This is a genomic window from Streptomyces sp. NPDC045998 (assembly GCF_056430285.1).
Map to the genome: position 1 here is coordinate 413,331 of NZ_JBWKLJ010000004.1, position 20,486 is coordinate 433,816.

The 20,486-nt window shown below is 73.1% G+C and carries 18 protein-coding genes; 9 read left to right on the forward strand and 9 right to left on the reverse strand.

The features are described from left to right. Positions 1 to 57: 57 nt before the first annotated feature. The 3 genes from AC07FJ_RS14985 to pdhA are packed head-to-tail and all read right to left on the reverse strand — an operon-like array spanning position 58 to position 3,683. Complete coding sequence (locus AC07FJ_RS14985) at positions 58 to 1,497, reverse strand: dihydrolipoamide acetyltransferase family protein (protein ID WP_479049510.1); 1,440 nt, start codon at positions 1,495 to 1,497, stop codon at positions 58 to 60. Positions 1,498 to 1,527: 30 nt separating this feature from the next. Beyond that, entirely contained in the window at positions 1,528 to 2,508 is a 981-nt protein-coding gene (locus tag AC07FJ_RS14990; RefSeq protein ID WP_479049092.1) for an alpha-ketoacid dehydrogenase subunit beta, read from the reverse strand. Between the two features lie 2 nt (positions 2,509 to 2,510). After that, positions 2,511 to 3,683, reverse strand: coding sequence for a pyruvate dehydrogenase (acetyl-transferring) E1 component subunit alpha (pdhA, locus tag AC07FJ_RS14995; protein ID WP_468286314.1), 1,173 nt, complete (start codon positions 3,681 to 3,683; stop codon positions 2,511 to 2,513). 340 nt (positions 3,684 to 4,023) lie between these two features. Between pdhA and AC07FJ_RS15000 the strand changes: the two genes are divergently transcribed. The 3 genes from AC07FJ_RS15000 (at position 4,024) to AC07FJ_RS15010 (ending at position 6,195) form a co-directional block, all read left to right on the forward strand. Further along, positions 4,024 to 4,680, forward strand: coding sequence for a response regulator transcription factor (locus AC07FJ_RS15000; protein ID WP_361425669.1), 657 nt, complete (start codon positions 4,024 to 4,026; stop codon positions 4,678 to 4,680). A 90-nt stretch (positions 4,681 to 4,770) separates the two neighbouring features. Continuing rightward, entirely contained in the window at positions 4,771 to 5,151 is a 381-nt protein-coding gene (locus AC07FJ_RS15005; RefSeq protein WP_479049094.1) for a pyridoxamine 5'-phosphate oxidase family protein, read from the forward strand. Positions 5,152 to 5,166: 15 nt separating this feature from the next. After that, positions 5,167 to 6,195 carry a phosphotransferase gene (locus tag AC07FJ_RS15010; protein WP_361425675.1) on the forward strand — a complete coding sequence of 343 codons (1,029 nt, stop codon included), beginning with the start codon at positions 5,167 to 5,169 and terminating at the stop codon, positions 6,193 to 6,195. A gap of 75 nt (positions 6,196 to 6,270) precedes the next feature. On the opposite strand, the gene AC07FJ_RS15015 is transcribed toward AC07FJ_RS15010, so the two are convergent. Beyond that, positions 6,271 to 7,818 (reverse strand): protein kinase domain-containing protein, encoded by a 1,548-nt coding sequence (locus AC07FJ_RS15015; RefSeq protein WP_479049512.1) that lies wholly within the window; start codon positions 7,816 to 7,818, stop codon positions 6,271 to 6,273. Between the two features lie 588 nt (positions 7,819 to 8,406). Here AC07FJ_RS15015 and AC07FJ_RS15020 point away from each other — a divergent pair. Next, positions 8,407 to 10,068, forward strand: a complete 1,662-nt coding sequence (locus AC07FJ_RS15020; RefSeq protein WP_479049096.1) for a protein kinase domain-containing protein — start codon at positions 8,407 to 8,409, stop codon at positions 10,066 to 10,068. Positions 10,069 to 10,313: 245 nt separating this feature from the next. Here AC07FJ_RS15020 and AC07FJ_RS15025 read toward each other — a convergent pair whose 3' ends face one another. Next, positions 10,314 to 10,739 (reverse strand): hypothetical protein, encoded by a 426-nt coding sequence (locus AC07FJ_RS15025; protein ID WP_479049098.1) that lies wholly within the window; start codon positions 10,737 to 10,739, stop codon positions 10,314 to 10,316. Between the two features lie 118 nt (positions 10,740 to 10,857). Between AC07FJ_RS15025 and AC07FJ_RS15030 the strand changes: the two genes are divergently transcribed. The 5 genes from AC07FJ_RS15030 (at position 10,858) to AC07FJ_RS15050 (ending at position 16,154) form a co-directional block, all read left to right on the forward strand. Further along, positions 10,858 to 11,037 (forward strand): hypothetical protein, encoded by a 180-nt coding sequence (locus AC07FJ_RS15030; RefSeq protein ID WP_468286301.1) that lies wholly within the window; start codon positions 10,858 to 10,860, stop codon positions 11,035 to 11,037. Positions 11,038 to 11,132: 95 nt separating this feature from the next. Beyond that, positions 11,133 to 11,834: a PadR family transcriptional regulator gene (locus AC07FJ_RS15035; protein WP_479049100.1), complete on the forward strand. Its 702-nt coding sequence runs from the start codon at positions 11,133 to 11,135 to the stop codon at positions 11,832 to 11,834. A gap of 96 nt (positions 11,835 to 11,930) precedes the next feature. Then, positions 11,931 to 12,674 (forward strand): ABC transporter ATP-binding protein, encoded by a 744-nt coding sequence (locus AC07FJ_RS15040; RefSeq protein ID WP_479049102.1) that lies wholly within the window; start codon positions 11,931 to 11,933, stop codon positions 12,672 to 12,674. Further along, the gene (locus AC07FJ_RS15045) at positions 12,671 to 15,523 is read left to right on the forward strand and encodes an ABC transporter permease (protein WP_479049103.1); all 2,853 of its coding nucleotides are present in this window, start codon (positions 12,671 to 12,673) and stop codon (positions 15,521 to 15,523) included. Before AC07FJ_RS15040 ends, AC07FJ_RS15045 begins: the two co-directional genes overlap by 4 nt. 88 nt (positions 15,524 to 15,611) lie before the next feature. Continuing rightward, entirely contained in the window at positions 15,612 to 16,154 is a 543-nt protein-coding gene (locus tag AC07FJ_RS15050) for a bacterial proteasome activator family protein (RefSeq protein ID WP_361425696.1), read from the forward strand. Between the two features lie 110 nt (positions 16,155 to 16,264). Here AC07FJ_RS15050 and AC07FJ_RS15055 read toward each other — a convergent pair whose 3' ends face one another. From AC07FJ_RS15055 to AC07FJ_RS15070, 4 genes are all read right to left on the reverse strand, one after another. Next, the gene (locus AC07FJ_RS15055; protein ID WP_479049105.1) at positions 16,265 to 17,245 is read right to left on the reverse strand and encodes an NAD(P)H-quinone oxidoreductase; all 981 of its coding nucleotides are present in this window, start codon (positions 17,243 to 17,245) and stop codon (positions 16,265 to 16,267) included. A 61-nt stretch (positions 17,246 to 17,306) separates the two neighbouring features. Then, entirely contained in the window at positions 17,307 to 18,365 is a 1,059-nt protein-coding gene (locus AC07FJ_RS15060) for a potassium channel family protein (protein ID WP_361425702.1), read from the reverse strand. A gap of 20 nt (positions 18,366 to 18,385) precedes the next feature. After that, positions 18,386 to 19,615 carry a molybdopterin molybdotransferase MoeA gene (locus tag AC07FJ_RS15065; RefSeq protein WP_479049107.1) on the reverse strand — a complete coding sequence of 410 codons (1,230 nt, stop codon included), beginning with the start codon at positions 19,613 to 19,615 and terminating at the stop codon, positions 18,386 to 18,388. Further along, positions 19,612 to 20,454, reverse strand: a complete 843-nt coding sequence (locus tag AC07FJ_RS15070) for an NTP transferase domain-containing protein (RefSeq protein WP_479049108.1) — start codon at positions 20,452 to 20,454, stop codon at positions 19,612 to 19,614. Before AC07FJ_RS15070 ends, AC07FJ_RS15065 begins: the two co-directional genes overlap by 4 nt. Between the last annotated feature and the right edge of the window lie 32 nt (positions 20,455 to 20,486).

A 20,486-nucleotide genomic window follows, 5' to 3' on the forward strand; every position in this document is an offset into this window, starting at 1 on the left:
CCCGCCCCGGAAATGGGACGGGCCTCACACGAGCCTTACGCGGGGAGCACTACGGCGCTACGCCCAGGTGATGAGCCGCTTCGGCTGCTCCAGGATCGCGGCGACGTCCGCCAGGACCTTGGAGCCGAGCTCGCCGTCGACCAGCCGGTGGTCGAAGGAGAGGGCGAGGGTGGTCACCTGACGGGGCTTCACCTTGCCCTTGTGGACCCAGGGCTGGAGCTTGATCGCGCCGACCGCGAGGATCGCGGACTCGCCCGGGTTCAGGATCGGCGTACCGGTGTCGACGCCGAAGACGCCGACGTTGGTGATGGTGACGGTGCCGCCCTGCATGGCCGCCGGGGTGGTCTTGCCCTCGCGGGCGGTGGCCACCAGCTCGCCGAGCGCCTCCGCCAGCTGCGGCAGGGTCTTGGCGTGCGCGTCCTTGATGTTCGGCACGATCAGACCGCGCGGCGTGGCCGCCGCGATGCCGAGGTTCACGTAGTGCTTGACCACGATCTCCTGGGCGGCCTCGTCCCAGGACGCGTTGATCTCCGGGTTGCGCTTGATCGCGACCAGGAGCGCCTTGGCGATGAGCAGCAGCGGGTTGACCCGGAGCCCGGCCATGTCCTTGTCGGACTTGAGCTCCTCGACGAGCCGCATGGTGCGGGTGACGTCGACCGTGACGAACTCGGTGACGTGCGGCGCCGTGAAGGCCGAGCCGACCATCGCCTGGGCCGTCGCCTTGCGCACGCCCTTGATCGGGATGCGCGTCTCCCGGCCGGCACCGGCGGTGACCGGCGCCTCCGGCTGCGGGGCCGGGGCCGGGGCCTGCGCCGGGGCCTGTACGGGTACGGCGGCGGGCGCGCCGACCGAGGCGGCGGCGAGGGACACGGCCGCGTGGACGTCCTCGCGGGTGACGGTCCCGCCGGGCCCGGTCGGGGTGACCGTCGCCAGGTCGACCCCCAGGTCCTTCGCCAGCTTGCGCACCGGCGGCTTGGCCAGCGGCCGGGGCCCGGGTTCCTGGAAGGCCGGGGCCGGGGCCGGAGCCGGGGCAGGCGGCGGTGTGCCGTGGCCGTTCAGCTCTCCCTGGATGGCCGCGGCGGCGGGCTCCTGGGGCGTGGCCCCGGGCGCCTGCTTGCGCGGGCGGCGCTTGGTGGACGTCGCGGCGACGCCGTACCCGACCAGCACGGGCTGGCGCCCCTGCGGCTCGGCGTCCTCGGACGCGGCCGCGTCCTTGGCGGCGGGTTCCTGCGCCGCCGGCTGGGCGGTCTGCGGCTGCTCCTCGGCGGCGGCGCCACCGGCGACCTCCACCGAGATGATGACCTCGCCGACGTCGACCGTCGTGCCCTCCGGGAAGCGCAGCTCGTGCACCACCCCGTCGTACGGGCACGGCAGCTCCACCGCCGCCTTCGCGGTCTCCACCTCGCAGACGACCTGCCCGTCGGTGACGGTGTCACCGGGCTGGACGTACCACTTCAGGATCTCGGCCTCGGTGAGGCCCTCGCCGACGTCCGGCATCTTGAACTCGCGGATCACAGCGGGCCTCCTCTAGTACGCGAGCGAGCGGTCGACGGCGTCGAGCACCCGGTCGAGACCCGGCAGGTATTCCTCTTCGAGCCGGGCCGGCGGATAGGGCGCGTGGTAGCCGCCCACCCGCAGGACCGGCGCCTCCAGGTGGTAGAAGCACCGCTCCGTGATACGCGCGGCGATCTCGGCACCGGAGCCGAAGAAGACCGGCGCCTCGTGGACGACCACCAGCCGCCCGGTCTTCTCCACGGACGCCTGCACATGGTCGAAGTCGAGCGGCGAGACCGAGCGCAGGTCGAGCACCTCGACCGACCGGCCCTCCTCCGCGGCGACCGCGGCCGCCTCCAGGCACACCTTCACCATCGGCCCGTACGCGGCCAGCGTCAGGTCGGTGCCCTCGCGCACCGTGCGCGCGCGGTGCAGCTCGCCCGGGATGGCCTCGGTGTCGACCTCGCCCTTGTCCCAGTAGCGGCGCTTCGGCTCGAAGAAGATCACCGGGTCGTCGCTCTGGATGGCCTGCTGGAGCATCCAGTAGGCGTCCGAGGAGTTCGACGGCGTGACGATCTTGAGCCCGGCGACGTGGGCGAAGAGCGACTCGGGCGACTCGCTGTGGTGCTCGACGGCGCCGATGCCGCCGCCGTACGGGATGCGGACGACGACCGGCAGCTTGACCTTGCCCAGCGAGCGGGCGTGCATCTTGGCGAGCTGCGTGACGATCTGGTCGTACGCGGGGAAGACGAAGCCGTCGAACTGGATCTCGACGACCGGCCGGTAGCCGCGCAGCGCGAGGCCGATGGCCGTGCCGACGATGCCGGACTCGGCGAGCGGGGTGTCGATGACCCGCTCCTCGCCGAAGTCCTTCTGGAGGCCGTCGGTCACGCGGAAGACGCCGCCGAGCTTGCCGACGTCCTCACCCATGATGAGGACCTTGGGGTCGTTCTCGAGCGCCGTGCGCAGGGACTCGTTGAGCGCCTTCGCGAGCGGGAGTTTCTGTACAGCCATGGTTACTTGACCTCGCCATCCGCGTCGGCGAACGACGCCTGGTAGGCGGCGAACTGCGCGCGCTCCTCATCGACGAGCGTGTGCCCGTCGGCGTACACGTTCTCGAAGATCGCCAGGTGGTCGGGGTCGGGCATGGCCCGCACCGCCTCGCGGACGCGCTTGCCGAGCGCCTCGCTCTCCGCCTCCAGCTCCTCGAACCAGGCGGCGTCGGCGTGCCCCTGCTTCTCCAGGTACGTCCGCAGCCGCAGGATCGGGTCCTTGGCCTCCCAGGCCGCCCGCTCGTCGTCGTGGCGGTAGCGGGTGGGGTCGTCGGAGGTGGTGTGCGCGCCCATGCGGTACGTGAACGCCTCGACCAGCGTCGGGCCCTCGCCGCGCCGCGCCCGCTCCAGGGCGGACCGGGTCACGGCCAGGCAGGCGAGGACGTCGTTGCCGTCGACGCGGACGCCGGGGAAGCCGAAGCCCTGCGCGCGCTGGTAGAGCGGAACGCGGGTCTGCTTCTCGGTGGGCTCGCTGATCGCCCACTGGTTGTTCTGGCAGAAGAAGACGACGGGGGCGTTGTAGACCGCGGAGAAGGTGAAGGCCTCGGCGACGTCACCCTGGCTGGACGCGCCGTCACCGAAATAGGCGATGACCGCGCTGTCCGCGCCGTCCTTCGCCACGCCCATGGCGTATCCGGTGGCGTGCAGCGTTTGCGACCCGATCACGATCGTGTACAGGTGAAAATTGTTGCTGTTCGGGTCCCAGCCGCCGTGGTTCACGCCACGGAACATTCCGAGCAGATTGGTCGGATCGACCCCCCGGCACCAGGCGACGCCGTGCTCACGGTACGTCGGGAAGACGTAGTCGTCGTCGCGCAGCGCGCGGCCGGAGCCGATCTGGGCGGCCTCCTGGCCGAGGAGCGAGGCCCACAGGCCCAGCTCGCCCTGGCGCTGGAGGGAGGTGGCCTCCGCGTCGAAGCGCCGGGTCAGCACCATGTCGCGGTACAGACCGCGGAGCTCCTCGGGGCTGAGGTCGATGTCGTACTCGGGGTGCTGGACGCGCTCGCCCTCGGGGTCGAGCAGCTGTACGAGCTGGGGCTCGGCGCCGCCCTGGGCGCCGGCTGCCTTGGTCCCGCTCGCGCTGGTGCGCTTACTGCTGCGTCGCGGCTTGCGCGCGGCAGTGCCTTCCACGGTCACGTGCGTGCTCCTCCGTCTGTCCGGCCCCCGGGGTCCGCCGGGTAGGCCAGTCGGCTCCGCCTGTTTCCGTACGTACGCGCACGGGGTGGGTGCCCTCGGCCGGGAACAGGCGTGACAGGTGCCCCGGCGAGCACCCCGTCAAAGGCACGTTACCCAGTGCGCCGCATTACTGCGAAACCCCCTTTGACCTGCGATTTTGCTTGGATTTCCAAGTAAATCGAGAATTGCGGGGGCGAGGAACGAAAACAGCACTGGTCACAGCCTTGCGGGCCGCCGGAACACGGGCACGTTATCCCGCGGACCCCGGGCACGGGAAGAGTGAGTATGTGAGACTGATTCCGTGCGCGAAGACGGAAAAATCACGGTATTTCTGCTCGATGACCACGAAGTCGTACGCCGTGGCGTGCACGAGCTGCTCTCGGGCGAACCCGACATCGAGGTCGTCGGCGAGGCCGGCACGGCGGCGGAGGCCCTCTCCCGCATCCCGGCGACGCGTCCGGACGTCGCCATCCTCGACGTACGCCTCCCGGACGGCAGCGGCGTCGAGGTCTGCCGCGAGATCCGTTCCCACGACGACTCCGTGAAATGCCTGATGCTCACGTCGTACGCCGACGACGAGGCCCTCTTCGACGCGATCATGGCGGGCGCCTCCGGGTACGTCCTGAAGGCCATCCGCGGAAGCGAACTCCTCACGGCGGTCCGCGACGTCGCCGCCGGCAAGTCCCTGCTGGACCCGGTGGCCACGGCCCGCGTCCTGGAGCGCCTGCGCGACGGCGCCCCGAAGGGCGACGCCAGACTCGCCTCCCTGACGGAGCAGGAACGCCGGATCCTCGACCTCATCGGCGAGGGCCTGACGAACCGCGCGATCGGCGAGCGGCTGCACCTGGCGGAGAAGACCATCAAGAACTACGTCTCCAGCCTGCTGTCGAAGCTGGGCATGGAGCGCCGCAGCCAGGCGGCGGCGTACGTGGCCCGCCTCCAGTCGGAACGCCGCTGAGCCCCTGAGCCTCACGCGGGACTTAGGTCCCGCCCCCGCCGGGCCAGGCGGCCCTTCTACGGGGGCGCGTGGGCGCGCGAGGGTGGAGCCATGCCCCTCACCGACGAACCGCGCGCCCTCGAGCTGCTCGGACGCGTGCCGTACGGCCGCATCGCGACCAGCCTGCGGGCCATGCCCACCGTGGCGCCCGCGCGGCACATCGTGAGCGGCGACGGCGAGGTCGTGCTGCGCATGGACCGGCGCCTCGGCCACCACCGCGCCTGCCACGGCACCGTCGTCGCGTACGGCGCCGACAACTTCCACTCCGGCGCCGACGTCCTGTGGTCCGTCCAGGTCACCGGCACCGCCCGCCTCGCCGACCCCACGCCCCGCGAGCTCGCCCTCTTCGGCCCGGCCCCGCACCACCTGGACCCGGCCTACCTGCGCGTCGAGCCGAGGTTCGTCTCCGTGCACACCCCCCACGCTGCGTGATCTAACATCTGCGGAGTGCCGCGCTCATCTGCAACACCCCCCGCCCCACCCCTGAGTGCGCTGCTGCGCCGCTACGACGGCCCCGGCGAGCCGCTCTCCTGCGTCCCCGTCACCCAGGGCCTGCTGAACCGCGGCTACCGCCTCGCCACCACCCGCGGCGCGTACTTCCTGAAACAGCACCTCGACGCCCCCACCGCGGACCGCGACACCATCGTCCGCCAGCACCGCGCCACCCAGCGCCTGCACCACCTCGGCGTCCCGGTGGCCCCGCCGCTCGCGGACACCGAGGGCCGGACCGTCGCCGAGATCGGCGGCCGGTGCTACGCGCTCCACCCGTGGGTCGACGGCCGCCACCGGGACGGCGCCCAGCTGACGACGGCCGGCTCGCGGCGCCTCGGCGCGCTCCTCGGGCTCGTCCACACCTGCCTGGAGCAGGTGATGGAGCCGCAACCGCACCCGGACCGTGACCACGGGCACCGCAGCGCCGACCCCGAGGACACCTTCCGGCTCATCGACCGGCTGCTGGCCCTCTCCCGCGCCCGCCGCCCCCGCGACACCTTCGACGAGCTCGCCGAGCACCGGCTGCTGGAACGGCGCCGGCTCCTCGCCGAGCACGCCCACCGCCGCCCCCCGCGGGCCGACGCGGGCGGCTGGGTGCACGGCGACTTCCACCCGCTGAATCTGCTCTACCGGGGCGCGGAGCCCGCCGCGATCATCGACTGGGACCGCCTGGGCGTCCAGCCGCGCGCCGAGGAGGCCGTACGGGCGGCCGTCATCTTCTTCGTGCAGCCGGCGGGTGAACTGGAGCTGGCCAAGGTACGGGCGTACGCGCGCGCCTACCGGCGGGCGGCCGGGGCCGACGCGGCCGAGCTGGCGGCGGCGGTGCACCGGGTGTGGTGGGAGCGGCTGAACGACTTCTGGATACTGCGCTGGCGCTACCAGCTGCACGACGGCAGGGCCGACCCGCAGTTTCCTGCGGCGTCGGCCCTGGCGGTGTGGTGGACGCGGGAGTACGAGGCGGTGCGCGACGCCTTCACCGCCTGACGCAGGCCCCGTCGGCCCGGCGGTCGGGCGGTGGGGCGAGCGGGCGGTACGGCGGCCCGGCGGTCCGGCGAGCGGCTACTGGCCCTGCGTGGTCGAGCCCGTGGTGGCGGCGTTGCCGCCGTCCGCCTGGCCGCCGGTGGTGGTGTTGCCGCCGTCGGTCTGACCGCCGACGTCCGTCTGACCACCGTCCGTCTGGCCACCGTCCGTCTGACCACCCGTGTCCGTCTGGCCGCCGTCGGTCTGTCCGCCGTCGGTCTGACCCCCGGTGTCCGTGGTGCCGTCCGTCGTCCCCTGGTCCGTACCGCCGTCGGTCGTGCCGGGGGACGAGGGGGTGCCGCCGGACGGTGACGGCTCGTCCGACTTCGAGTCCGTCGGCGGGCGGTACGACGGCGGGTTGTCGTTCCAGTTGTTGCCACCGCCCGAGGAGCCGCCGGGCTCCTGGGTCTCCTCCGACGGGTCGTCGCTCGGCGACGGGCTGCTGTCCTTGCCGGGCGTGGACGGCGCGGTCGTCTTCGGCGTCTTGGTGTCCTGGCCGCCCTTGGGGGCTTCGGCCTTGTTGAGCGCGTACACCGCACCGGCGACCATCGCGATGAGCGCGAGGGCGACGAACAGCACCAGCTTGCCGCGCCCGGAGCCGCTCTTGCCCCCGTGACCGCCGTCGTACCCGTACGCGTACGCCCCGTCGTCGGGGTTCATCGGCGGCAGTATCGGGCCCTGCGAGGTCTCGCCGTGGACGGGGTGGCCCATGACCGAGGTCGCGGCGACGCCGCCGGCCGGGGTGCGGACGCCGTCGTGCGTGTCGACGGGGCCGGTGTTCCAGGTCCCGGAGTGGCCGCCCTGCTGCTGGAGCATCTGCAGCCCGTACTGGACCAGGCCGCGCATCTCCTCGGCGCTCTGGAACCGGTCGTCCGGGTCCTTGGCGAGCGCGCGCATGGCCAGCCCGTCCAGCTCCGGGGGCGCCACGTCGGAGACCTCCGACGGCGGCACCGGGATGTCCTGGACGTGCTGGTACACCACGGACAACGGTGTCTCGCCGGTGAACGGCGGCCGCAGCGCGAGCAGCTCGTAGAGCAGGCAGCCCGTGGCGTACAGGTCGGAGCGGTGGTCGACGGCCTTGCCGAGCGCCTGCTCGGGGGAGAGGTACTGCGGGGTGCCCATGACCATGCCGGTCTGCGTCATGGTGGTGGACGCCCCGTGCAGGGCGCGGGCGATGCCGAAGTCCATCACCTTGACGGCGCCGCTGTGGGTGATGATGACGTTCGCGGGCTTGATGTCGCGGTGCACGATGCCGTGCTGGTGCGAGTACGCGAGGGCCTCCAGCACGCCGGAGACGATGATCAGCGCCTGCTCGGGCGGCGGCGCCTCGGCGGTGTGCAGCAGGTCGCGGATGGTGCGGCCCTCGACCAGCTCCATCACGATGTAGGGGACGGACTGGCCGCCCACGATGTCCTCGCCGGAGTCGTACACGGCGACGATCGCGTGGTGGTTCAGCCCGGCGACGGACTGCGCCTCGCGGGTGAAGCGGGCCTTGGAGACCGGGTCCTCGGCGAGGTCCGCGCGCAGCAGCTTGACGGCGACCGTGCGCCCGAGGCGTACGTCCTCGGCGGCGAACACCTCGGCCATGCCGCCGCGGCCGAGACGGTGGGTCAGGCGGTAACGGCCGTCGCCGACGAGGCCGCCGACGCCCCAGTCGGACGCCTCGTCGCGGATCTCGCGTCCGCCGCGGGAACCACTGTCCTCATCGCGCTGGTCACGCTCGTCACGGTGGCCTTGCTGGTCCCGCCCGTCACGCTGGTCCGGCGAGTCGCTCACGTCCGCCCGGGCGTCGCGCGCTCCGCCGTCCGACACTCCGCCGCCATCCGACACTCCTCCGCCGCCGCCTGCTTCGGATCCGGGTGCCATCAGTCCTCGCCGTCGTTTCTGTGCCCGCGTGCTGGGTGTGCCTGCGGTGTGCCGCCGTGTTCCTAAGGGGTACTACGCCCCGTCACGCTACAGCCTCCGCGCGCCGGGCCGGTTCCGGATGGACCGGCCATCCAATCGGTTCCACGTACACCTGTGCAAATTGCGTTCCCGGCGTGTAACGCTTCCGAGACGCTTCTTGTGCGTACGGTCACGGAACGGGCACCCGGCTTGACGTGTCCCGGCCCTCGGGCAGACTGGGCCCGTAAAACCGGATCACCGCGGCCACGCGCGCGCACGGGGGAGCAAGGAATGAGCCAGGACGGCGCACGGGGCCGCTATGCGGGCGGTTCGGTCGCGGGCGGCCGGTACCAGCTTCGCGATCTGCTCGGCGAAGGCGGCATGGCGTCCGTGTACCTGGCGTACGACACGGCCCTGGACCGCCAGGTCGCCATCAAGACGCTCCACGCGGAGCTGGGGCGCGAGCAGTCCTTCCGCGAACGGTTCCGCCGCGAGGCGCAGGCCGTCGCCAAGCTCCAGCACACCAACATCGTCTCGGTGTTCGACACGGGCGAGGACGAGCTCGACGGCTCGGTCATGCCGTACATCGTCATGGAGTACGTCGAGGGCCAGCCCCTCGGGTCCGTCCTGCAGTCCGACATCCAGCAGTACGGCGCGATGCCGGCCGACAAGGCGCTCAAGGTCACGGCCGACGTGCTCGCCGCCCTGGAGACCAGCCACGAGATGGGCCTGGTCCACCGGGACATCAAGCCGGGCAACGTGATGATGACCAAGCGCGGCGTGGTCAAGGTGATGGACTTCGGCATCGCGCGCGCCATGCAGTCGGGCGTCACCTCGATGACGCAGACCGGCATGGTGGTCGGCACGCCGCAGTACCTGTCGCCGGAGCAGGCGCTGGGGCGCGGCGTCGACGCGCGCTCCGACCTGTACTCGGTCGGCATCATGCTCTTCCAGCTGCTGACCGGCCGCATCCCGTTCGACGCCGACTCCCCGCTGGCCATCGCGTACGCCCATGTGCAGGAGGAGCCGGTCGCGCCCTCCTCCATCAACCGGGCGGTCACGCCGGCGATGGACGCGCTGGTGGCGCGGGCGCTGAAGAAGAACCCGAACGAGCGCTTCCCGAGCGCTGCCGCGATGCGCGACGAGTGCCTGCGGCTGCTGTCGGCCGGCCAGACCGGCGCGCCGGTGATCGTGGCCGGTGGCGGTCCGGTGAACAGTGGCGCGGGCGTCGGCTCGGCGGTCTTCCCGCCGGTCGACCACACCACCCCGGCGCCCGGGCCGCACAGCGTCCAGACCCCGTACCAGACCGGCCCCGGCGCGGCTGCGACCCCGGCTCCCGGCCCGTACGGTGCGCCGACCCCGGCGCCGCCGAGCTACGGCTACCCGCAGCAGGCGCACACCCCGGCCCCGGGCCCCGGCCCGGCGCCGTACCAGCAGACCCCGCCGCCGTACACGATCGCACCGCAGTCGGCCCCGGCCCCCGGTGGCAGCGGCGGCGGCAGGCGCGGCGGCAACACGTCGGTCGTCGTGGGCGCGGTCGTGGCGGCGCTCATCGTCATCGGCGGCGTCGTCACGGCGGTCGCGCTCAGCGGCGGCGAGGACGACCCGGGCCCGGCGGCGGGCGGCGGCGCCACGGCCTCCGGTGAGCAGGCCCAGGCGGGGCACAAGCCGCCGGAGCGGAACCGCACCATCGACAAGGAAGAGTGCACGGACGCCCGGGAGGACAGCGACGACCCGCAGAAGGTGCAGGCGCCGAGCTTCACCTACAAGGACGTGCTGTCGGTCAAGTCGTGCCTCCAGGCGGCGGGCTGGAAGTACAGCGTCAAGGAAGTGGACAACCCGCAGTACGCCGAGGACCAGGTGATCTCGCAGTTCCCGACGGAGGGGACCGCCGTGGTGCCGGGCAACCAGACCTTCGAGCTGACGGTCGCGACAGGCGACCCGGGTCAGTGACCGGGGACGCGACGGGCGGCCCGGGTCAGTGACCGGCGGGCGCGACGGGCGGCCCGGGTCAGTGACCGGCGGGCGCTGATCGCGCGGCCGCTCGCCCGCTCGCGTCGGTCGAGTGCGCGGCTGCCCGTCGGTCGATTCCGCCGTCGTAACCCCTGCGGGTGGCCCTGGGGCCACCCGGGATGCCGGGGCCCCCGGCCCGTGTGACGCTGAGGCCACTGTACGAAGTGGCTCGCCACGGGAGGGGGTCACGCGGTGACTCCGAAACTCGGCTCACGGTCGCGGTGCGCGTTCCTCATACTGCTCGTCTGGGCGGTCGCGCCGGTCGGCTCCGCGTACGCGGACGAGAGCACGCCCCCCGGTACGCCGCCGGGCGCGGGCCGGCCCGCCGTCCGGCCGCTGAACCCCGCCGGGAGCGCGGCGGCACGGCCGGCCACACCGGTGCCGGTCCCGGCGCCGGTCGCGCCGGTGCCCAGCGGTCCGGGCGCCTCGCCGGGGGTTCCGTCGGCTGGGACGTCCCCCACGTTTCCCGGAGGCGCGGACGGGGCGCTGCACCCGGCCGAGGTACCGGGCAGGCCGTCGACGTCGCCGTCGCTCGCCGGGCGGCCCGCCGGGGCGGGGCGGGAGCGGCCGGGGCGGCCCCAGCCACCGTCGCCGTCGGCGTCGCCGTCCACGGACCCCTCGGGGACGGAGTCCGGCGCGGGAGACCCGTCACGTACCAAAACTGCAACAGCGCCGGACGCGCCCGACGGGGAAGAGCCGTGGGACGAGGCACCGGAGACGGACGCCGCGGTGCCCGGCGAGCCCTCCCGTACGCCGGCCGCCGACGCGTACGAGCCCGCCGCGCGGGCCGCCGAAACCTCCGCCGAGACCGCCGCTGACCGGCAGCTTCCCGTTCTCACCCTGGGTGTGGGGCTCGCCATGATGGGCCTGGGACTCGGCTTCCTGGGACTCCGGATGCGCCGCCGCTGATCCTTTCGCGCCCCGCCGATCCCCCTTGAGACGGACGTTCCCGGTCCTCCGGGCGATGGTTGCCGGGCTCGACTTACTCGGTATACATACTGAGTATGTCCATCCGCCACGGGCTGCTCGCCCTCCTCGAACACGGCCCGCGCTACGGCTCCCAGCTCCGTACGGAGTTCGAGTCGCGCACCGGCTCCACCTGGCCGCTCAACGTGGGCCAGGTCTACACCACGCTCAGCCGCCTCGAACGCGACGGCATGGTGGAACAGGGCGGCGAGGACGAGGCCGGGCACGCGCTCTACACGATCACCGAGGCGGGCCGCGAGGAGCTCAGGAGCTGGTTCGAGAAGCCCGTCGACCGCACCAGTCCGGCGCGCGACGAGCTGGCCATCAAGCTCGCCATGGCGGTCGGCGCCCCCGGCGTCGACATCCGGGCCGTCATCCAGTCGCAGCGCCGCCACACCGTCAGGGCGATGCAGGACTACACCCGGCTCAAGCACCAGGCGATCGCCGCCCTGGAGAGCGGGGCGTCGCGCGAGCGCGACGACGTGGCCTGGCTGCTCGTGCTGGAGCAGCTGATCTTCCAGACGGAGGCCGAGGCGCGCTGGCTGGACCACTGCGAGGCCCGGCTCATCCGGCTGTCCCACGCCGTCATGACCGGACGGACGGACACGGCCGGCGCAGCCGACCCGCCCGGCTCACCCGGCTCGCCCGGCTCACCCGGCTCACTCGGCTCCGCTCCCGCGGGCGGTGCTGCGGGAGGCACCGCCACCGCCGGGCGCGCGGGCAAGACCGCCGGCTCGTGACCCGCGCCGGCTGAGCACCACCCCAGACCACTCTCGTACGAACATCCGCTGCGTACGCCCGCACGCGCGCGCGTATGCCCAAGGGGGGACCCCTCCATGTCACCACGCCAGTCCGAGCAGCCGGTGCTGCGACTCCAGCGGCTCACCCGGGTCCATGGCTCCGGCGCCACCGAGGTGCACGCGCTGCGCGGCATCGACCTCGACGTCTTCCCCGGTGAACTCGTCGCCGTCATGGGGCCGTCCGGCTCCGGCAAGTCCACGCTGCTGACCATCGCGGGCGGCCTCGACACCCCGTCCTCCGGGCGGGTCATCGTCGAGGACACCGACATCACCGACGCCGACCGCAAGACGCTCGCCGCTCTGCGCCGCCGCAGCATCGGGTACGTCTTCCAGGACTACAACCTCATCCCGGCGCTCACCGCCGCCGAGAACGTCGCCCTGCCGCGCGAGCTCGACGGCACCTCCGCCCGCAAGGCGCGCGGTGAGGCCATCGCCGCGCTGGAGGAGATGGGCCTCGGCCACCTCGCCGACCGGTTCCCCGACGAGATGTCCGGCGGCCAGCAGCAGCGCGTGGCCATCGCCCGCGCGCTCGTCGGCGACCGGCGTCTGGTCCTCGCCGACGAGCCGACCGGCGCCCTGGACTCCGAGACCGGTGAGTCGGTGCTCGCCCTGCTGCGCGCCCGCTGCGACGCGGGCGCGGCCGGTGTCCTCGTCACCCACGAGCCGCGCTTCGCCGCCTGGGCGGACCGCGTGGTGTTCCTGCGTGACGGCGCGGTCGTCGACCAGACCATCCGCAGCGACGCCGACTCCCTGCTCACGGGCCAGGCGGCCGAACAGTGAACAACTGGTTCCATTCGTGGCGCGCGGCGGTGCGCATCGCCCGCCGTGACGCCTGGCGCTTCAAGGGGCGCAGCTTCCTCGTCCTCGCGATGATCGCGCTGCCCATCCTCGGTGTCAGCGCCGCCGACCTGACCCTGCGCTCGGCGGAGCTGTCCGCCGAGGAGAAGGTGACGCGCACGCTGGGTGCCGCGGACGCGCGGATATCCGACGCGGGGTACGGCGGGGCGCCGCTGTACCAGAACCCGGAGGGCGACCAGTCCACGCCGGTCGGGGAGTTCGACGGCAAGCCGTACCCGGAAGGCGCGACGGACGTCTCCAAGGCGTTCCCGGCGAACGCGACGGTCCTGACGGACTCGGTCGGCTCGGGGAAGGTGCGCACCGCGTACGGTCTGCTGCACGCCCAGATCCGGGAGCTCAAGGCCGACGACCCGATGGCCGAGGGCCTGGTGAACCTGCTGGACGGCCGGTTCCCGAAGAAGGCCGACGAGGTGGCCGTGACCGGCCACTTCCTGGAGGCCAGCGGCCTGCGTGTCGGCTCGACGCTCACCGCGCGCGGCCTGGACCGCGAGTACCGCATCGTCGGCACGTACGAGATGCCCAACGGGCTCAAGGACGACGAGGTCATCGCCGTGCCCGGCGCGTTCCTGGCCCCGCTCGACAAGGCGCTCAAGGCGGAGGGGCTGTCCGGCACGACCACGACCACCACGCACCTTCTTCGCGTGCCCGGTGGTTTCACGTGGAACATGGTCAAGGAGGCCAACGCCAAGGGTGTGACGGTGACCTCGCGCGCCGTCCTCCTCGACCCGCCCGCCAAGTCCGACGTCCCGCTGTACACCGAGGAGGGCTGGGCTCCGTACGAGGAGAGCGGTGCCGCCAACGCGGCCGCCCTGGCGGCCGCCGGTACGGTCGTGGGCCTGGCGATGCTGGAGATCTGCCTGCTGGCCGGTCCCGCGTTCGCCGTCGGCGCCCGCCGCTCGCGCCGCCAGCTGGGCCTGGTCGGTGCCAACGGCGGCGACCGCCACCACATCCGGGCCATCGTCCTCGCCGGCGGCCTCGTGATCGGCGCCGCGGCGGCCGTCACGGGCACGGTCCTCGGCATCGTCCTGACCTTCGCGCTCCAGCCGGTGCTGGAGGAGACCATCGGCCGGCGGTTCGGCAGCTTCGACGTCCGCCCGCTGGAGCTGCTGGGCATCGGACTGCTGGCGGTGCTGACCGGCCTGCTCGCCGCGATCGTGCCGGCCGTCACGGCCTCGCGCCAGACGGTGCTGGCCTCGCTCACCGGTCGCCGCGGGGTCCGCCGCAGCAGCCGGGTGCTGCCGCTGATCGGGCTGGGCGCGGTGGCACTGGGCGCCGCGATCGCGCTGTACGGGTCGGTCTTCTCCGACCAGTTCCTCCTCGTCGCGGCCGGCAGCGCCCTCGCCGAGCTCGGCGCGGTGGCGATGACCCCCGCCCTGGTCGGACTGTTCGGGCGCGTGGGCCGCTGGCTGCCGCTGTCGCCACGACTGGCGCTGCGGGACGCCGTGCGCAACCGGGGCCGTACGGCTCCGGCGGTCGCCGCGGTACTGGCCGCGGTCGCGGGCACGGTGGCCGTGGCGACGTACACGGTGAGCCGCGACGCGCAGGAGCGGGCCGGCTACGAGGCACAGCTGCCGCACGGCGCGGTCTCCGTGGTGGTGCGGGAGGGCGGCGGCCGGGATGTCCCGGCGGTGCGCGACGCGGTCCAGAAGAACCTGCCCGTCGACCTGCGGGCCGATATGGACCGGATCGTGGTCGGCAGAGCCGGCTGCGACGTGTACAGCAGCGCCGAGGGCTGCGGCACCCATGAGGTCGTCATCCCGAAGGCCAACGAGTGCCCGCTGTGGGCCGCCACGCCGGACGGTTCCGACCCGTCGGAGAAGCTCAGCAAGGAGGAGCGCCGCAAGCTCGGGCGCGACTGGCGCTGCCAGAACACGGAGACCATGGCGTTCAGCGAGTCCGGGCTGGTCGTCGCCGACGCCAAGCTGCTGACGGTGCTCGGGGTCAAGGACCCGGGGGCCGCGAAGGCCCTGGCCGAGGGCAAGGTCGTGGCCTTCTCGCGGCCCATGATCGACAAGAGCCGGAACATCTCCATCCGGCTGATCACCGACCAGCAGGCGGCCGACGAGGCCGCCATGGCCGGCAAGGAGCGCCCGGGCCGGGTGCAGTCCTTCCCCGCGTACCAGGTGGCCGAGGGCACCCAGGGGTACGGCGTGGCGGGGATCATGTCGCCGGCCGCGGCCAAGGCGGCGGGGCTGGCCACCCAGCCGCTGGGCGCGCTCTTCACGACCGGCACCATGCCGAGCGGTGAGCAGCGCCAGAAGCTGGACGACGAACTCGCCAAGACGGGCGTCGGTGTCGAGCTCTACGTGGAGGAGGGGTTCGTCAGCGAGAACAGCATCGTGCTGCTGTCGCTGACCGTCTTCGCGACCCTCATCACCATCGGCGCGGCCGGTATCGCCACCGGGCTCGCCCAGGCCGACGCCGAGGCCGACCTCAAGACGCTGGCCGCGGTGGGGGCGCCGCCGCGGGTGCGCCGGACGCTCAGCGGCTTCCAGTGCGGGGTGGTCGCCGTGATGGGTGTGCTGCTGGGCTCGGCGGCGGGCGTACTGCCCGCGATCGGGCTCCGGCTGACCGAGCGGCGCCAGGAGATGAAGTGGTACCAGGAGGCCCTGGACCAGGGGATGACGTTCAGTCCGCCGCCGCACGTGCCGATCATCGTCCCGTGGGAGACGCTGGCCGCCCTGCTGGTCGCCGTCCCGCTGGGCGCGGCGCTGCTCGCGGCCCTGGTGACCCGCTCCCGGGGGGCGCTGGCCCGCCGCGCCGCCACCTAGGCCGTACGTGTGCCCCTGGAGGAGGGTGGATCACCCTCCTCCAGGGGCAGACCGTGTGATGACGCACGTGTACGAGAGAATGGGCGCCATGGAGATGCCGAGGAATGAACGGTCGCAGGAGAGCAACCCCCACATCCTCGTAGTGGGGCAGGACGGGATGGCACTCGGCGGCGGGGACGGCGACGACGAGCCGCGCGAGATCCCGGTGACCGAGATGGTCGAGCAGCCCGCGAAGGTGATGCGCATCGGCAGCATGATCAAGCAGCTGCTGGAAGAGGTCCGCGCGGCTCCTCTGGACGAGGCCAGCCGGGTCCGCCTCAAGGAGATCCACCGCGGCTCCGTGAAGGAGCTGGAGGACGGTCTGGCGCCGGAGCTGGTCGAGGAGCTGGAGCGCCTGTCCCTGCCCTTCACGGATGAGGCGGTCCCGTCGGAGGCGGAGCTGCGCATCGCGCAGGCCCAGCTGGTGGGCTGGCTGGAGGGCCTGTTCCACGGCATCCAGACGGCGCTGTTCGCCCAGCAGATGGCGGCCCGCGCGCAGCTGGAGCAGATGCGCCGCGCGCTTCCCGCCGCCGCGCACCACGACGATGACGACCGCTCCCACGGCGCCATCCGCTCGGGCCCGTACCTGTAGGGCTTGTTCCGTAACCTGTAGGGCTTGTTCCGTACCTGTAGGGCTTGTTGTGTACGGCGCTTCGAGGCCCGGCTCCCTTCACGGGGGCCGGGCCTCGCCCGTGTGCACGGTCAGGGGGTGACCAGCAGGACCTTGCCCACGTGGGTGCTCGACTCCAGCGTGCGGTGCGCCTCCGCTGCTTCCGGCATCGGGAAGGCGCGGTCCACCACCGGCCGCACCGTGCCCGCCGCGAGCAGCGGCCAGACGTGCTCCCGCACCGCCGCCACGATCGCCGCCTTCTCCTCCAGCGGCCGCATCCGCAGCGAGGTCGCCGTCACCGCCGCGCGCTTCGCCAGCAGCGCCCCGAGGTTCAGCTCGCCCTTGACGCCGCCCTGGAGTCCGATGACCGCGAGGCGGCCGTTCACGGCGAGCGCCTTGATGTTCCGGTCCAGGTACTTGGCGCCCATGATGTCGAGGATGACGTCCGCGCCCGCACCGTCCGTGGCCTTCTTGATCTCCTCGACGAAGTCCTGCTCGCGGTAGTCGATCAGGATGTCCGCGCCCAGCTCGGCGCAGCGCGCCAGCTTCTCGGGGCCGCCGGCCGTGACCGCGACCCGCGCGCCCACCGCCTTCCCCAGCTGGATCGCCATCGTGCCGATGCCGCTGGAGCCGCCGTGCACGAGGAGGGTCTCACCCGGCCGCAGGTGCGCCACCATGAACACGTTGGACCACACCGTCGCGGTCACCTCGGGCAGCGCCGCCGCCGTCACCAGGTCCACGCCCTCGGGCACGGGGAGCACCTGCCCCACCGGCGCGACGACCTTCTCCGCGTAGCCGCCGCCGGCCAGCAGCGCGCACACCTCGTCGCCGACGGCCCACCCCACGACGCCGGGGCCGAGCGCCGCCACGCGCCCGGAGCATTCGAGCCCCGGGTACGGGGAGGTCCCGGGCGGCGGGTCGTAGTAGCCCTGACGCTGGAGCAGGTCGGCTCGGTTGACGGCACCGGCGGCCACCTCGATGAGGATCTCGCCCTCGCCCGGCACGGGATCGGGCACCTCGGCCCAGACGAGCGCCTCTGGTCCACCTGGTTCCGGAATCGTGATCGCATGCATGGCGGCGACGCTACTCCTGGTCCTTCTTCTCCTGCCCCTTCTCCTGCTCCGGCGGCTGCCGCTACTCGGGCGGCGTGCTCAGCGGTGTGACGGGCTTGGCCCGGACGATCGTGATCACCCGGTCCGTCAGCTGGAGCGGGCTCGCCTCCGGGTCGTCGTACCCCAGCAGCCGGTGCCCGCGCAGCACGCTGACCACCAGGTCGTCGGTCTCCCGCACGCTCTTGCCGACCTCGGCCTTTATCACCGGCCGCTCGACCAGGTCGAGGCCGCTGCCCGACTGGATCAGGTCCTCCATCACCGTGCCCGCGCTCGGGCTCAGCACCGACAGGCCGAGCAGCCGGCCCGCCGCGCTGGCGCTGGTGATCACGGCGTCCGCGCCCGACTGGCGCAGCAGGGGGGCGTTCTCCTCCTCACGGACGGTGGCGACGATCTTCGCGCCTCGGTTGAGCTGGCGCGCCGTCAGGGTGACCAGCACCGCCGTGTCGTCGCGCTGCGTCGCCACCACGATCTGGCGCGCCCGCTGTACCTCGGCTCTCAGCAGGACGTCGCTGCGGGTCGCGTCGCCGACGACCCCGACGAGCCCGTCGCTGTTGGCGGTCTCGATCACCTTGTCGCTCGGGTCGACGATGACGATCCGCTCCTTCTTCAGACCGGTCGCGCAGAGCGTCTGGACCGCCGAGCGGCCCTTCGTACCGAATCCGACGATGACGGTGTGGTCGCGCAACGTGGACCTCCAGCGGTTCAGCCGCCACTCCTCCCGGGTGCGCTCGGTGAGGACCTCGAGAGTGGTGCCGACGAGAATGATCAGGAACAGCACGCGCAGCGGCGTCACCAGCAGCACATTGACGAGCCGCGCGCTGTCGCTGTGCGGGACGATGTCGCCGTATCCGGTCGTGGACAGCGTCACGGTGGCGTAGTAGATGGCGTCGAGGACGCCGACCTTCCCGTCGGCGTTGTCGTGGTAGCCGTGTCGGTCCACGACGACGATGAAGACGGTCAGCGCGAGGACGCACAGGGCCATCAGCAGCCGCTTGGCCACCTGCCGCAGCGGGCGCTCCATGACCTGGCGGGGCAGTCTGATCCGCGAGGTGATCAGCTGCTCTTCGGCCCGTCTGGCCATCGCGTCATGGCCGGGAAGTTTCACGTGAAACACCCTTCGGTGGTCGATGGCCAGGGCAGGCCCAGGATCTCCAGGACGTCACCGGACGCGGCGCCGCCCGGAGGGACGACCGCGAGGCCGTCGGCCGCCGCTATGCCGCGCAGCATGGCCGGGCCGTTGTAGTGCAGCGGCACGGCCTGCCCGGCCCGCCGCACGACCGGCACGAGCCGCGTGTCGTACGGATGGCCCTGCACCTCGTCGCGTACGGGCAGCCGGTACGGCTCGGGGGCCGGTCGGCCGGCGAGGCCGCGCAGCAGGGGTTCGGCGAGGGTGAGCAGCCCGGACACGGCGGCGAGCGGGTTGCCGGGCAGCCCCACCAGGTGCGTGCCCGGGGCGAGGCGGGCCAGCAGCATCGGGTGGCCCGGGCGCACCTTCACGCCGTCGACCAGCAGCTCGGCGCCGGCCTTCCGGAGGACCGGGTGGACGTGGTCGACGGGCCCGGCGGCCGTGCCCCCGGTCGTGACCACCACATCGGCCGAGGACCCGGTGACCGCCGCGTGCAGCACCTCGGCGTCGTCGCCGATGCGCCGGGTGGCGATGACGTCCGCGCCGAGTGCGGTGAGCCAGGGGCCGAGCATGGGCCCGAGGGCGTCACGGATGAGCCCGTCGTGCGGGAGCCCCGCGGTGAGCAGCTCGTCGCCCAGGACGAGGACCTCCACGCGGGGGAGCTCGATGACCGGCAGGTCGTCGTACCCGGCGGCCGCGGCGAGGCCCAGCACGGCGGGCGTCACGGGGCTGCCCGCGGGCAGCAGTTCGTCGCCGGAGCGGCACTCCTGGCCCCGGGGGCGGATGTCCTGCCCCGGCAGGACCTCGCGCTCGGCGTGCAGCCGGGTGCCGTCGGCCTCCGTACGGGAGTGCTCGGCGCGGACCACGGCGGTGGCACCCCGCGGTACCCGGGCGCCGGTGGCGATCCGTACCGCCGAGCCGTCGGGCAGCTCGGCGGCATTGGCGTGACCGGCCAGCACGGAGCCGCTCCCGGCCACCGTCCAGGGGCCGGGCCCGGCGACGGCCCAGCCGTCCATGGCCGAGGTGTCGAACGACGGCAGGTCGGTGAGCGCGACGAGCGGCTCGGCGAGCACCCGCCCGAGCGCGTGTGCCGACGCTTGCCGGCGGGACCGCGCCGGTCCGGCCCGCCCTTCGCGGGCGGCGACGGCCCGGGCCTCGCCCCAGGGTGTGGCGCGGTGCCGCTCCTGCGCTCCCGGTCCGGTCATTCCTCGTCGGCTTCCCCAGCCCAGCGGTCGGCGAGCGCCGCGGCCCTGCGCGCCGCCTCGGCGACGGCTTCGGGGCCGTCACCGCCGGCCTTGGCCGCGGCGTAACCGACCAGGAAGGTGGTGAGCGGCGCGGCGGGCCGGGCGACGCCGTGGGCGGCGTCACGGGCCAGGTCGAGGAGGAGGCCGGTGTCGACGTCCAGCTCGATGCCGAGTTCGGCCTTGACTGCGGTGATCCATTCGTCCAGCACGTGCCCATGCTCCCTGATGCGGGCACGGGCCGTGGAGATGTCCTCCCAGGTGTCGCAGTCGAAGGAGGCCAGCGGTCCGAGGGGGAGCCGTACGAGATCCAGCTCCTGGGTGAGCAACCGCAGCGGCAAACCGGACAAGCTGCCGTATTCCGTTGCCAGCAGCGCGACTTCGCGCCGCAGGGGTTCGGTGCGGTACGCGGCGACGAGCGGCTGGTCGCGCCCCTCGGCGTCCACGGACAGCACGCCCTCGGCGGTCCCGCCCCGGAGGGCCTCGGTCAACTTCCGTACGCTGCCCTCCTCCAGGAACGGCAGGTCCCCGCTCAGGACGAGCACGGTGTCGGTCTCCACCTGCCGCAGCCCGGCCGCGAGCGCGGCGACCGGCCCGCCCCCGGGCGGCTCCTCCCGCGCCCACACCACGGGGCGCACGGTGGCCCGCCGACCGCCGACGACCACGACCCGCGGGGCCTCCCGGCAGGCGGCCAACACCCGGTCCAGCAGGGCGCGTCCGCCCACGCTCACCCCGGGTTTGTCCACTCCGCCGAGCCGCTTGGCCGATCCCCCGGCAAGCACGACAACGTCACATCGGGTCACCCCCTCAGTATTCCCCGGGCCGCGCGGGCCCC